Below are 13,599 nucleotides of genomic sequence, written 5' to 3'. Positions count from 1 at the left end.
CTGTCAGCTAGTGACGATCCGCGACCCGCCCATGTCTCTTTTTCTTGCAGCGATCATTCACCGATCACCCGCAAGAGTCAATCAAGTTAAAAGATACGGCAGCGTTACAGAATAGCGGCGATTATCCGCACAATTCCGACTTTTTCTTGAACGTAAACTCCGCGTAAGCACTATTTACTTTAATGTTAACTACGATTTTCCGGAGCAATTTACCGGCCGTGGCCACTGATCTTCTCGCGTGATCGCTCACCCAGCGCGACTCGGTCGAGCAGCGCCAGCGTCACCCCATTGGTCCAGCCGAATCCGGTGACCGGCGCATATTCGCCGCCGCCGCCACCGCGACACGCCTCCACGTCATATTTCTCGAACAGCAGCCCGGTTTCGCGATAGGTCGCCTCGACCATGGCGACCCAGCGACCGGCGATATCTTCCGCCAGCGCACGACAGCCATAGGCGCGCAGCCCCTCCACCGCGACCCATTGCAGCGGCGCCCAGCCGTTCGGCGCATCCCATTGCTGCCCGGAATGGACCGTCGTCGCCAGCAGCCCGCCGGCGCGCAGCAGGCCGGCGAGCGACTCCGCCGTCAGGCGCGCGCGATCCGGTCGCGCGATGCCGCAGAACAGGGGGAAAGCGGTCGCGCCGGTCAGCCGGTGGTCGACCAAGCCGCGAGCAAGATCGTGATCGGCGTAATGGCCCAGCGCCTCGTTCCACAGATGCTTCTCGATCGCCGCCGCGCGCGCCGCCGCGCGGGCGGCGAACAGCGCCGCCGTCCGTGCCTCGCCCAATTCCTCCGCCGCCGTCGCGATCGCGCGCTCCAGCCCGTGCAGCAGGCTGTTGAGGTCGATCGGCAGCAAGCTGGTCGCGCGGATCGAGGCGAGATCGGCGGGATCGTCCAGCCAGCGTGAGCTGAAATCCCAGCCGCTCTCCGCTCCGGCGCGCAGCTCGCGCCACAGGGCGCCCGCGTCGCGGCCCGGATTGGCTTCGGCCAGCGCGACGTCCTCGCGCCAGGATTCGTCGCGCGGCGCGGGGCGGTCGTCCCAGTAACGGTTGAGGAGGCTGCCGTCGGGGAGTCGCGCCACGCGGCGATGCGCCGCGCCGGGAGCCAGATTCTCTTCCCCCGCCATCCAGAAGCGATGCTCGATCCGCATCCACTCCAGCCGCCGGCGCCGCGCCGCCTCCGATCCGTCCTGCGACAAGGCCGCCATCAGGTAGAAGACCGGCGGGTGCGAGCGCGACAGATAATAGCTGCGCGTGCCGTTCGGGATATGGCCGTAGCTGTCGAGCAGATCGCCGAACACGGCGATCATGTCTTCCACCAGATCCTGCCGCCCGGACCGGACGAGGCCCAGCATGGTGAAATAGCTGTCCCAATAATAAAGCTCACGGAAGCGGCCGCCGGGCACGACATGGCATCGCGCCACCGCCAGCGCGGATTCGCCCTCGCGCGGCGACAGCGGCGGGCGAGTCAGCCAGCGCCATAGCTGCCGAATGTGATCGGCCAGCTCGTCCAGCCCGGCGGGAAGGTCGCCCCGCTCCGGCGGCAATTGGAAATTGGCGGCGACGAACGTCCTGAGCGCGGTGGCGTCGCGAACTGGGGCGGCGAGCCAGTCGGCAAGGATGGCGTCCGGCACACGGCGCGGCACGGCGTCGGCGAACGTCTTGGAATCGGCATGGAGGCGCGCGCGCTGCACCGCCTCGAACAAGGGGCCGAACAGCGCGGAGGGCGGCGGGGCGAGCGTCATGCCGCCACCTCCGGCGCCTGCCGCCGCCGGATGACGGGCAGGACCGCGCCGATCAGCGCGAGTGGCAGCAGCAGGATGTAGAAGACATATCGGCCCGGCGCGTGCTGGAACATCAGGCTGACGATCAGCGAACCGAGCGTCCCGCCGAGCGCGGAGAAGATCACGATCAGCCCCATCAGCGCCGCCTGCCGGCCTTTCGCGAGACCGCTCAGCGCGACGGAGCAGAGCGTGGGATAGATCGGCGCGAGCATCACCCCGATCAGCGGAAAGAGGAAGGCGGCGGCCGGCGCGTCCGCCCAACCCTGCGCCGCGCTGGCGTCCACGCCGCGCGCCAGCGGCAGCGCGACCGCCATCAGCGCCGCCGCCCCTGCCACACAGCCGAGCAGCACCGGCAGCCAGCCGAACCGGCGGAACAGCGGCGCGGACGCGAACCGCCCGACCGCAAGCGCGCCGACATAGATGCTGGACATCTCCACGCTCATCGCGGGCGACAGGCGCAGCACCTCGTTGTTGAAGGTAGGCAGCCAGCTCCCCACCCCCTGCTCGATCAGCACGTAGAGGAACAGCGCCGCGAGCACGGCGATCGTGGTGGGCAGGGCCGCCAGCGCCGCCATCTGCCGCCAGCCGGCGCGCGCTGCCTCCGGCGCGATCGCGCCGCGCTCGTCGAGCGGCACCGCCAGCCATGCCAGCGCGACCAACGCGAAGCCTGCCGCCAGCAGGCGATAGACGCCGAGCCATGATCCGCCCGCCGTATCCCGCGCGACGAACGCGCCGAACAGCCACACGCCGGCCAGCAGCCCGATCATGAACACGCCCTCGATCTGCCCGGTGACGGCGGCGTGATCGTCGGCATCGTGCGCGACGAGGCCGATCGCCGCATAGGTCGCCACCTTCGCCGCGCCGAACGACAGGCCTGTCACCACGAACAGCAATTGCATCGCGGTGAAGGCATTGGCGAAGGATGCCGCCACGCACGCCAGCGCCATCGCGGCCATCACCGCCATCAGCGTGCGGCGATAGCCGAAGGCGGGGATGCGCGTCGCCAGCAGGAAGCTCGCCGCCACCACCGACAGGTCCTTGCACGCCTCCAGCGTCGAACCCATCGGCTTGGTCGCGTCGAAATGGCGGATCGATTGCAGGATCACCACCCCGACGCTGTTCATCAGGATGCCGACCAGCGCATATCCCAGCGCCAGCGCGATGATGGTCCGCGTCCGCATCAGCGCGAGCGGCGCCCCAGGTGGCGATCGAAGAAGCGCGCGATAGTCGCGAACGCCTCGGTCGATTCGGGCATGTCGGGCCAGACGAAGAAGGCGTGTGGCAAGCCGTCGAACACTTGCAGCTCGCTCTCCACGCCCGCAGCGGCGAGGCGGCGGTGCGCCAGCGTCAGCGCGCTCACCGCGAAATCACGCCCGCCCGCCAGCAGCAGCGTCGGCGGCATCGCCTTGATCTCATTCGGTGAAGTCAGCGGATAGGCGAGCGGATCGCTCGCCGGAACGCCCGCCATGTATGAAACCGGCAGCACCGGGGGCAGCACGGGCGCGGGCAGCGGCGCGCCGCCGGTGATCGGCCCGGCAAGATACGGGCTGTCGCCCGAAAACGGCGCGCCGGTGCCGCAGAAGGTGCCGATCGCACCGGGGCGCGGTAGCCCCTTCGAGGCGATCCACGCCGTCGCCTGCGCGGTGATGACTCCACCGGCCGAGCAGCCGTAGATGCCGATATTCTCCGCCCGATAGCTCTTGAGCAATTCGCGATAGACCGCCGTCACATCCTCCGACGCCGCCGGATAGCGATGCTCGGGCGCGAGCCGGTAATCGACCGTCACCACCTTCACGCGCATCGTCGCGGCGATCGGGATCGCCTCGACCAGCGCCCCGCTGCCCGCGCCCCACAGGAAGCCCCCGCCATGCACGTTGATGAGCACGCGTTGCGCATTGCCCGGCGCGATCCCGTCCTTCGGTTCGACCACATCGACCGTCACGCCGCCCATCGTCGTATGCGTCTCGCGCGTGGCGAAGTGGCGGCGCATCTCGGCCAGCCGGTCGTCATTGTATTTCTGGTAGAAGGCGCGCTGCTTCGCGACATCGCCCTCGATCTCGGGCGGCGCGGTGGCGGCCTTCATCCGCTCCAACACCTTGAGCGCCTCCGGGCTGAGCTGGTTCGACATCGGCAGGTTGAACGCCGGCACGGCGATCTGCGCCGCCGCCGGCGCGGCGAGCGAGAGCGCGGCCAGCGCCGCGAGCGATCGGTTCATTTCCCTCCCTCCAGTCGCGCCGACAGGAAGCGGGCCATGGCGGCCATCGCCTCGTCGCTCTCGGGCGCGTCGATATAGGCCCAGAAGGCGTGCGGCAGCCCGTCGAACACCACCAGCCGCGCATCGACTCCGGCGGCGTCGAGCTTGCGGCAGAAAGCGGCGGTCGCGCTCAGCAGGAAATCGCGCGTGCTGGCAACGCACAGGGTCGCCGGCCAGCCCTTGAGGTCGCCGCGCGCGGGGGACAATGCCGGCGCGGCCGGATCGGTGCCGCCGAGATAGGCGCTCGTGACTGCGGCGAGCGCCGCCGGGTCCGCGAACAGCGAAACGCTGTCCCCCATCGCGCCTAAATCGGCACTGCCCGAGAAGAAACCGAGCGCCGCCGGTTGCGGCAGATGCTCCGCGCGCAGCCGCGCGACCAGTTCAGCGGAGAGGATCGCCCCGGCGGACGTTCCGTAAAGCCCGATCCGCCCCTGCTTCAGCAGCGCGCGATACACCGCCAGCGCATCGTCCAGCGCCGCCGGGAAGGGATGTTCCGGGGCGAGCCGGTAACGCACCGCCACCACGCGATAGCCGGTCAGCGCGGCGATCGCGACATTCTCAGTGATCGAGCCGGCATCGGTGACGAAGCCGCCACCATGCAGGTTCATCAGCACCGCGCCTTCCTTCGCCTTGCCCGGCGGCGAGAAGATCCGCACCGGCACGCCGGCGACAACATCCTCCTTCATCGTCACGCGATAGCGCGCGAGGCGACGGCCGCCGAGATCGCGCTGCACCGCATCGATGGGCGCGCGCTGCGCCTCGGGCGTCGGACCGGCCGGCGGGCGCGTCGCCTCGGCCGCCAGCGCCGCCTTCGCCTCGGGCGAGATGGTGTCGGACCACAGGCGGAGCTGCTGCGCGTCGGCCGCGCCAACGATCAGCGCGATGCCGGCGAGGAGGATTGCCGCGCGGCGCATCATGCCCGCCTCGTGCCGCCAGCGCGGGCGATGCGGCCCAGCACCTGTGCGCTGGGCTTGGGCGTGCGCTTGAAGGTCGTGCGATCGACCGCGACCAGACCGAATTTGGGCGCATAGCCCCTGATCCATTCGAAATTGTCGAGCAGCGACCAGTGGATATAGCCCGTCACCGGCACCCCGTCGCGCATCGCCGCCTCGACCGAGGCGACCGCTTCCGGGATGAAGCGCGCGCGATCGGCATCGTCGCTCGCCTCGATGCCGTTCTCCGTCACCATCACCGGCTTGCCGGTCGCCTTGTGCGCATAGCGGACGGCGTTGCCGACGGCGGCCGGGAACCATTCCGCGCCGTTCGCGCGACGCGGCGTTCCGGGCGGCGGCGGCACCTCGCGCTCGCGGCCGATATAGCGGCGCTCATAGGTCTGCACGCCGACGAAATCGTCCTTGTCCATCACCGCGAAGAACGGGCCATAGACGGCGGCGAGCTTGCGCTCGATCGCGCTGTCCGCGCCGACCGCCACGTCATCGGGCAGCGCGAGACTCATGCCGATCGGCAGATCGCCGCGCGCCGCGCGGATCGCCTCGCGCGCCTTGACATGGGCGGCGGTGATGCCGGGAATCATCGGTTCGGGATCGCCCCCGTTGAGCAGCGAGAAACGGTCCGACCCGCTCGCCTTCGCCGCCGCCGCGACGCTCGCCGCCACCTGCGCGCGCAGCGCCGCCGAGGGCGGATTGAGCGACCACGACTCGGCGAGCGGCCCGTTCGGTTCGTTGAAGGTCAGCACATGGCTCATCCCCGCCGCCATCGCGCGCGCCACCTTGTCGCAATAGCGCGCGAACAGGTCCGGCGCGTCCTGCTGGAGCCATCCGCCCGCCGCCGCGAACCAGCGCGGGCAGGTGAAATGATTGAGGGTGACGACCGGCGCGATCCCCTGTTCGCGGCAATGAGCGACCATGCGCGCATAATGATCGAGATAGGCCTGGCTGAACTGCCCCCGCGCCGGCTCGATCCGCGACCATTCGACCGAGAAGCGATAGCTGTTCAGCCCGAGCGCCTTCACCAGCGCGACATCCTCGCGCCAGCGGTTGAGACTGTCGCACGCGTCGCCGGACGGCTCGACGAAGATGGTGGGCTTGACCTGCTCCAGCAGCCAGATGTCGGCGTTGACGTTATTGCCCTCCACCTGGTGCCCGGCGGTCGCCGCGCCCCACAGAAAGGCGGGCTTCGATGCCGCCGTGACGGGGAGCCCCGCTACGGCCGCGCCGCCCGCCAGGACGCCGATCGCGCCGCGCCGATCGATCATCGTCATCTCAATATCTCCCGTCCGCCGGACGCTGCCCGGTCTCGGCCCAGCGCCGCAAGGTGCTCCACAGCACCCCCATCTGGCGCGGCGTGAATGCGCAATGACCCCAGCCGGTCAGGTCGGTAGTGGGGATTTCCTTCTGCTGCGACGGCGCCCAGATCTGGAACAGCCGCGCATCGTTGCCTGCCTCGTCGACCCGTGCGCGCAGCATCCGCGCCTGATCGGCGAACACCAGCCCGTCGTGCGGGTTATGCACCGCGATCAGCGGGGTGAGGAAACGGCCGGTCGGGCGATACCATTGGTCGGCGAAGGCGACCGCCGCCGGATCGGCGTCGTTGCGCTGGATGTCGCGATTGAGCGCGTCCGTCTCCGCCGCGTTCAGCAGCGGGCTGGCATAAGCCTTGTGCCGGTTGCCATAGACGAGGCCGCCGAAGCTGGCCTTCATATCGTCCATCCCCACCATCGCGGTCAGGATCGGGAAGGCGACGCTCATCGGATCGGCGTCCGCGTCGGCGACGCTGGCGATGCGCGCGACCATCTTCGCCTCCGGCCCCTGCGGATTGGCGCGCGCCGCCTTGAACAGCCGGGCGATCGGCGACGCCACCCGCTTTACCTGCATCATCAACCACACCGGCTGCGCGAAGCCCAGCCCGGTCGGCGGGGTCGACGATATGCCGTCGCTGGTGATGTCCTTGTCGCCGGGCAGCGCGTAATCGGTCCCCTTGGTGAAATAATTGTAGCTCGCGCGCAGATCGACGAGGTGGCCGATCTCCTCCTCCCAGCCGCCGGTCACCCCGCACGCCGCGAGCGCGCCGGAAAAAGCGGTCGGATATTTCTCGATCAGCGCCAGCGTGATGTTGCCGCCCATCGACCCGCCGCCGACATAGAAGCGGGTCGCGCCGAGCTTCGCGAACCAGCCGCGCAGCCGCATCGTGTTGAGGACGGCGCTCTTCACCGCCATGCCCGATTTGTCATAGGCGCTCTCGCCGACCGCGAAGCCATCGCGATAGGCGGCGGGGAACAGGCCCAGCGTTGAATCGCTGACGACCGGATCAGCGGGCACCCGGATCGGCGTGCCTGGCGTCGAATAGCCGTTGGCGAACAGCAGGACCTCGCCGTTCCACCTGGCGGGCACCGCGATCGCGAAGCCGCGCCCGGCAAGCTTGCCGCGCACGCTCATCCCACCATCGGCGCGGCCGGTGGCGTCGAGATCGGTCGCGCCGGCCTGCCGCATCCGCTCGACCAGCCCCTGCTGCGCGCCGTCGATCGCCCGCCGCTCCGGCCCGCTGCCGCACGAGGCGAGCAGCAGGGCCGCCAGCGACAGGATCGCCCGGCGCATCAGAACCGATACCTCAACTCGAACCCATATTGCGCCGGCTCGCCATAGATAGAATTGGAGAAGCCGGTGTTGTTGTAGCCCGTATTGGCCGTGACGCGATATTTCGTGCCGGTCACGTTCGTGCCGTAGAAGGCGAGATCGAGCGGCGCGCCGCGCACGTTGTTCCATTCGAGCCGCAGGTTGAGCAGGCCATAGGGCGCCTGCGTATCGAACGGCTGCGGATCGGACGCCACCCGCTCGCGCGATTGCCACGCATAGGTCGCGCGCAACGCCATGTCGCCCGCCGACGCCGGGATTGGCAGCGCGAGCCGCCCGTCGACGCTGAACTTGTGCCGTGCGACGAAGGTGAACGGCGTGCTCGACAGGTTCATCGACGGCTGCGCCGCGGTCAGAGCCGAGGGGATCGCGGGAATCGCGATCGTCGTATAATCGAGATATTTCGCGTCGTTATAGGAATAGGTGCCGCTCAGCGTCAGCGCCCGGAACGGCTGGAGTACACCCTCGAACTCCAGCCCCATAACGCGCGCTTTCTGCGCATTGGCAAGGATATCCGCCCCGGCGATCGCCGCGCGCTGGATCACCTGGATATTGTTGAACCAGGTGTAGAAGGCGGCGATGTTGGTGCGCGCCTTCATTCCACCGATCGTCCAGTCGCGCTTCAGGCCGATCTCGGCGTCGGTCACGCGCTCAGGCTTCACGATCGCCAGCGGATAATTGTCACCCAGGAACAGCGTGACGATCGGGTTGTTCGCGCCCGATTTGTAGCCACGCCGCGACACGGCATAGACAAGCGTGGAGGGATCGGCCTGCCAGTCCAGTCCAAGCTGCCAGGTCGGGCCGTTGCTCTTTCCGCCGAAGGTCGGCCTGGTGCAATTCGGGTAATAGAGCGTCGGATATCCGCCCGCCGCCACCGCCTTGTATGCGTCATAGACGCACAGATTGGCGTTGAGGCCGATCACCTGCGCCGCCTGATCCTGCGTGATTACGCCCAGCGCGGCCAATTGGTTGAACACCTGATAACTGGCGGGATCCTGATAGGCCATGATGTTGCCGCCGAACGAATCCCACGTCCAGCGGAAGCCTGCGGTGGCGGTCAACGTCGGCGTGATCTTGTATTGCGCCTGCGCATAGGCAGCCTTGCTGCGCGACCACACCGAGGCATAGGGCTGAACGCTCAATGCGGGCAGCAGCGGGCCGTCGACACCAAGCGCCGCCTGCAGCGCCGGCGGAAGGACGACCGGGCCACCGCCGAGGATGCCCAGCGCCTGCAACGGGTTGCGCGTCAGGAAGGTCAGCGGCTCCGACTGCGGGCTTTTCTGGTCGAGGAAGAAGCCGCCCGCCTGCAGCCGGAAGGTGCCGTCGTCGTAGCGGACCTGCAATTCCTCGGTGATCGTGCCCAGGTTGTTGTTGTAGCTGCCGGGGAAAGCGCCGAGCAGGTCGGCGATCGGCAAGGGCGTGGAATCGCGGTCGGTCGCGCTGGTCGAACGGTCGTGGGCGTAGCTGAAGATGTTCTTGATCGTCAGCGTGGATGTCGGCTGCCATTGCGTATTGTTGAGGATCAGCAGGCTCTTGGCCTTCTCGAACGTCGGCGTGCTTAGCGCGGTCCTGTACGGCCCGCGCGCCTGCTGCGCGGCGAGATAGGGCGCGAGCAGATCGGCATAGGGGCTGCCCGGCCGCACCGCGAGCAGCACGCTGCCGCCGCCATGCTCGTCCACGTCGATGTAGTTGACCGCCGTATAGCTGCTGATCGTATCGGTCGGGTTGAACTGGATGCCCAGCCGCAGCGAGTAATTGTTGCGGTTGAGATAGTCGCGCCCGGTGACGACATCCTTCACATAGCCGTCGCGCTTGTCGAACTGTCCGGCGAGGCGGATCGCCAGCACGTCGTCGATGATCGGCACGTTGAGCGCACCCTCCGCGCTGCGCCGTCTGAGGCTGCCGAGCGTGCCCTGCACATAGCCCTCGACCGTATTCATCTTAGGCTTCGCCGGCTCCAGCAGCACCGCGCCGCCGGTGGTGTTGCGCCCGAACAACGTGCCTTGCGGCCCCTTCAGCACCTGAAGCGAGGCGAGATCGAAGAAATTGCCCGGCCCGCTGGCGGAGGTCGGCACCTCCGCGAAATAGGCCACCACGCCGGGGCCGCTGCCCGCGCCCTGGCTCTCGGTGCCACCCATGCCGCGGATCGTATAGGTTTCCTGGTTGCGCGCGACATCGCCCAGCACGGTCAGCGACGGCGTGAAATTCTGGAGGTCGGTGCCGTTGCTGATCGCCTTCTCGCGGATCGTGTCCTGCGTGAAGGCGGTGATCGCGACCGGTACCTTCTGCGCGCGCTCCTCGGTGCGCCGCGCGGTGACCACCACATCGCCGAGGCCGGAATCGGCGGGCGCTGCCTGCGTCCCGTCGCCCTCCTGCGCCAGCGCCGGGACAGCGGCGAGAAGCGCGAACGCCGAAGCGCTTGCGGACAGGCCATAGGACAATTTGCGAATCGCGCGCATCGAGCACCCTCCCCATGTGAGCGGGCGTGTTTCCCGCTTCGACACGGGTTGGCTATCACTTGCTGAAATCGGTTTCAATATTTGTTTCTATCGCGCCGCTTTGGCGATTGCGCGCGAGCAGCGTGTCCCATAGGCTCCGCCACCGATGCCCAGCGACGTTTCAGACAGACCTTCCTACCGCCGCCCGCCCCGGCCCACCATGGCCGACATCGCCCGCGCCGCGAATGTGTCGAAACCCACCGTCTCGCGCGTGTTCAGCAACAGCCCGCTGGTGAATGCCGAAACGCGCGAGCGCGTACTGGAGGCGGCGCGCGCGCAGGGCTATGTCGTCAACCGCAACGCCCAGCGGCTGCGGCAGGAGCGCGCCAACACCGTCGCGGTGGTGCTCGACTTCGGCTCGCACCGCCACGGCGCGATCGGCGACCCCTTCATCTTCGAACTGCTGGCCGGCGTTTCGGAGGCGCTGTCGGTGCGGGAGATCGACCTGCTCCTCTCCCCGGTCGGACTGGATCGCGTGGAGGGTTTCGTCGAACTGCATCGCTCGCGCGGCGCGGATGGCTTCATCGTGCTGGGCCAGGGCGCGCGCGAGTGGATGCTGTGCGACGTGGCGCGGCGCGGCATCCCGATCGTCGTATGGGGCGCGGTGCATGAGGTTTCCGATTATTGCGCGGTCGGCAGCGACAATTTCCTCGGCGGCCAGCTCGCCGGCGAACATTTCCTGAAGATGGACCGCCGACGCTGGTTGTTCGTCGGCGATCCCGCGCATGAGGAATTGCGCCTGCGCTACGACGGTCTGGCGGAGATCGCGGCCACCCACCCCGAGGTGCGGGTCGAGCAACTCGTAACGGATTCGCTCGCCTTCGCTTCCATCCAGGAGGCGGCCGAGCAATATATCGCGCGCGGCGAGCTGCCCGACGCGGTTTTCGCCTTTTCCGACACCGCCGCGATGGCGATCATCGGCGCCTTCTCCCGACACGGCCATCTCACGCCGCGGGACTATTCGCTGGTCGGATACAACAACATCCCGCCAGCCGCGCATTTCACGCCTGCGATCACCACGATCGAGCAGCCGACGGCCATAGCGGGGGCCATGCTCGTCGAGAAACTGATGCAGCTTCTGGACGGCCACCGTCCGAAATCGGCGATGTTGCCGACCCGGCTGATCGCGCGCGCGACCTGACTTCCCCGCCACCCGCGGGGAAGTCAGGTCGGCGGTTCAGCGCAACGAGCCGCGCCGTACCAGGTTATAGATCGCGAGCAGCACCACCGCGCCGAGGAACGCGACCAGCAGGGTCATCGGATCGAACGGATTTTCCCTCAGGTGGTTGTCGTGGGACAGCGCCCCGAACAGAAAGCGCCCGACGATCGAGCCTACGCAACCGACAAGGACGTTCCAGATGATCCCGCCCTGGTCGCGCATCACCATGCCGGCCAGCCAGCCGATGATGCCGCCCATGATCAACGCGATGATTAGGTGCATGGCATATCCTTCCCAATCCGTTATCACTCCCGGGAAGAGGAGACTGCGCGCTTTGCGCCTGCCGCACCATCGTTTTTTCGCGATGGCCGGACAGTAGGTGGAAACCCGGCCTGAATCGCTATGCGCTCCTGGCGCTGAGAAGAAAATCCTTCCGGCGGATCACGCTTCCGAGCACGCCGAAACCGAGGATCATCAACGCCCATGTCGCCGGTTCGGGGAGCGCCGCTTCGCCGATCTCGAAGGTGATGATGCCGTCGGCGCCGGTTCCAAATTGATTCAGAAAGCCCGGCGGAACGGCGCCGCTGTCCGGCGCGACACCAAGTTGAGTCGGTCCCGCGAACAACGGGAAAAGGGAACCGGGCACGACATAGGTGTCTGAAAACCCATAGATCCATTCGCAGAATATCGATGAACAGCTCGGGCTTTGGACTATCGATCGAGAGTCGCTGAATATGCTCTCGATGTAGATTCCGGCCGTGATCGGCGCGCTCACCCCTTGTTGCTGCTCTGGTGGAAGAACGGTCTCCCACGAGGTTACCGCTGAATATTCTATGACAGCCGATTTGATGAACTGGTTCGGCGCCAGATTCAGCCCGCCGACGTAACCAGGCCCCTGGCTGGCGTGCAGTGCAAACGAGGAGGAGAAATCCTGTATGACTGTCGCCGCCTTCGCCGCCGGTGCAACGAGTATCGCGGCGGCGAGCGCCGTTAACCATCCGAATCGCACGACATATCTCCCTTTTATGAGGAGAGCATGACGTGCTCGTCCACGAGAGTCGAATCGGGGGAAAGCCCAGGAAATGCAGATCGGCCGCATCCCGGCCGGTTGGTCGGGGAGACAGGATTCGAACCTGCGACATCCTGCTCCCAAAGCAGGCGCGCTACCAGACTGCGCCACTCCCCGACGCGTTGGGTGCGGTAGGCGCACCGCGCCTGATGCGCAAGCGTGTCGCGCGGTCAGCGCAGGTGGAGCAGCGTCACCAGCGCGAGGCTGATCGCGCCCAGCCCGGCGAGCGACAGCAGCACCGCCGCCGTCACGCGCCCACCCGCCTTCGCTACCGAGCGGATGTCGACGCCCAGCCCCAGCGCGGCCATCGACACCACGGTGAGCATGGTCGCGACCTTTCCCAGCGGCGCGATCGCCGCCTGCGGAACGACGCCGAACGAGCGACAGGCGACCAGCGCGAGAAAGCCGATGATGAACCACGGCACCAGCCGCCCGAACGAGAGGCTCGCCGTCGCCGCCCCGTCCGTCGCCGGACGCCGCGTCACCAGCGCGAGGACGAGGCAGACCGGGCCGAGCATCAGCACGCGGACGAGCTTGACCAAAGTGCCCATCTGCACGGCCGCGCTGCCGATCGGCGCGGTCGCCGCGATCACCTGCGGCACGGCATAGACGGTCAGTCCGGCGAACGCGCCATAAGCGATCGCGTTCATGCCGAGCGCCATGCCGAGCAGCGGGAGGCCGAGCACCACCCCCACCCCGAGAACGGCGGTGAAGGCGATCGCGGCGGCCACGTCGTCCGCGTCCGCGTCGATCACCGGGGCGACGGCGGCGATCGCCGAATTGCCGCAGATCGCATTGCCGCAAGCGACCAGCAGCGCCATCCGCATCGGCAGGCCGAGCAGACGCCCGGCCGTGAAGCCGAACAGGATCGTCACCGCGACGATCAGCGCGATCCCGCCGAGCAGCACCGGCCCGGCATGGAGGATCGTCGCCGCGCTCACCGAGGCGCCGAGCAGCACCACCGCCACTTCGAGCAGATATTTGGCGCTGAACGCGATCCCCGGCCGCCAGCGCGCCGGCGGCGTCCACAGGCTGCGGACTATCGTGCCGATGACGATCGCCAGCACCAGCGCCTCCAGCCACGCCTTGCCGAACAGCGCGGTCTCCCCGTGCTCCAGCAGCCAGGCGGCGGCGGTGACGGCGAGGCACAGCAACACGCCGGGCGCGATGCTCGCGGCGAAGTCGCTGCTTTTGCGAACGTTCGTGATGGCGGAGAAGGCGGTCGCCACGGGCTGATCCTTTCGCCGC

The 13,599-nt window shown here is 67.9% G+C and carries 11 protein-coding genes and 1 tRNA gene; 1 reads left to right on the top strand and 11 read right to left on the bottom strand.

Annotation, left to right across the window (positions count from 1 at the left end; all coding sequences use genetic code 11):
• Window positions 1–209: 209 nt before the first annotated feature.
• From treA to F9288_RS10910, 7 genes are read right to left on the bottom strand one after another with little or no spacing between them, the layout of a single operon-like run.
• Window positions 210–1,742, bottom strand: a complete 1,533-nt coding sequence (gene treA, locus F9288_RS10940) for an alpha,alpha-trehalase TreA (protein WP_174836780.1) — start codon at window positions 1,740–1,742, stop codon at window positions 210–212.
• Window positions 1,739–2,962, bottom strand: coding sequence for a sugar MFS transporter (locus F9288_RS10935; RefSeq protein WP_174836779.1), 1,224 nt, complete (start codon window positions 2,960–2,962; stop codon window positions 1,739–1,741). Before F9288_RS10935 ends, treA begins: the two co-directional genes overlap by 4 nt.
• Window positions 2,962–3,996, bottom strand: a complete 1,035-nt coding sequence (locus F9288_RS10930) for an alpha/beta hydrolase (protein ID WP_174836777.1) — start codon at window positions 3,994–3,996, stop codon at window positions 2,962–2,964. The genes F9288_RS10935 and F9288_RS10930 overlap by 1 nt, the downstream gene beginning before the upstream one ends.
• A complete protein-coding gene (locus F9288_RS10925) occupies window positions 3,993–4,952 on the bottom strand; it encodes an alpha/beta hydrolase (RefSeq protein WP_174836776.1) in 960 nt (319 codons plus the stop codon). The genes F9288_RS10930 and F9288_RS10925 overlap by 4 nt, the downstream gene beginning before the upstream one ends.
• Window positions 4,949–6,256: a glycoside hydrolase family 1 protein gene (locus F9288_RS10920; protein ID WP_368076153.1), complete on the bottom strand. Its 1,308-nt coding sequence runs from the start codon at window positions 6,254–6,256 to the stop codon at window positions 4,949–4,951. The genes F9288_RS10925 and F9288_RS10920 overlap by 4 nt, the downstream gene beginning before the upstream one ends.
• 1 nt (window position 6,257) lies before the next feature.
• Window positions 6,258–7,589, bottom strand: a complete 1,332-nt coding sequence (locus F9288_RS10915; RefSeq protein ID WP_174836774.1) for a S9 family peptidase — start codon at window positions 7,587–7,589, stop codon at window positions 6,258–6,260.
• Window positions 7,589–10,084: a TonB-dependent receptor gene (locus F9288_RS10910; protein ID WP_174836773.1), complete on the bottom strand. Its 2,496-nt coding sequence runs from the start codon at window positions 10,082–10,084 to the stop codon at window positions 7,589–7,591. Before F9288_RS10910 ends, F9288_RS10915 begins: the two co-directional genes overlap by 1 nt.
• A 199-nt stretch (window positions 10,085–10,283) precedes the next feature.
• On the opposite strand from F9288_RS10910, the gene F9288_RS10905 reads away from it, so the two are divergent.
• The gene (locus F9288_RS10905; protein ID WP_174836771.1) at window positions 10,284–11,264 is read left to right on the top strand and encodes a LacI family DNA-binding transcriptional regulator; all 981 of its coding nucleotides are present in this window, start codon (window positions 10,284–10,286) and stop codon (window positions 11,262–11,264) included.
• A gap of 36 nt (window positions 11,265–11,300) precedes the next feature.
• On the opposite strand, the gene F9288_RS10900 is transcribed toward F9288_RS10905, so the two are convergent.
• From F9288_RS10900 to F9288_RS10885, 4 genes are all read right to left on the bottom strand, one after another.
• A complete protein-coding gene (locus tag F9288_RS10900) occupies window positions 11,301–11,564 on the bottom strand; it encodes a GlsB/YeaQ/YmgE family stress response membrane protein (RefSeq protein ID WP_174836769.1) in 264 nt (87 codons plus the stop codon).
• 118 nt (window positions 11,565–11,682) lie between these two features.
• Complete coding sequence (locus F9288_RS10895; RefSeq protein WP_254620836.1) at window positions 11,683–12,291, bottom strand: PEPxxWA-CTERM sorting domain-containing protein; 609 nt, start codon at window positions 12,289–12,291, stop codon at window positions 11,683–11,685.
• Window positions 12,292–12,391: 100 nt separating this feature from the next.
• A tRNA-Pro gene (locus F9288_RS10890) sits at window positions 12,392–12,468 on the bottom strand.
• A gap of 53 nt (window positions 12,469–12,521) precedes the next feature.
• Entirely contained in the window at window positions 12,522–13,580 is a 1,059-nt protein-coding gene (locus F9288_RS10885; RefSeq protein ID WP_254620835.1) for a YeiH family protein, read from the bottom strand.
• Between the last annotated feature and the right edge of the window lie 19 nt (window positions 13,581–13,599).

It is taken from the genome of Sphingomonas sp. CL5.1 (genome assembly GCF_013344685.1).
In the GTDB taxonomy this organism is placed as follows: Bacteria; Pseudomonadota; Alphaproteobacteria; order Sphingomonadales; family Sphingomonadaceae; genus Sphingomonas.
This window is presented reverse-complemented; position numbering and strand designations above follow the sequence as displayed.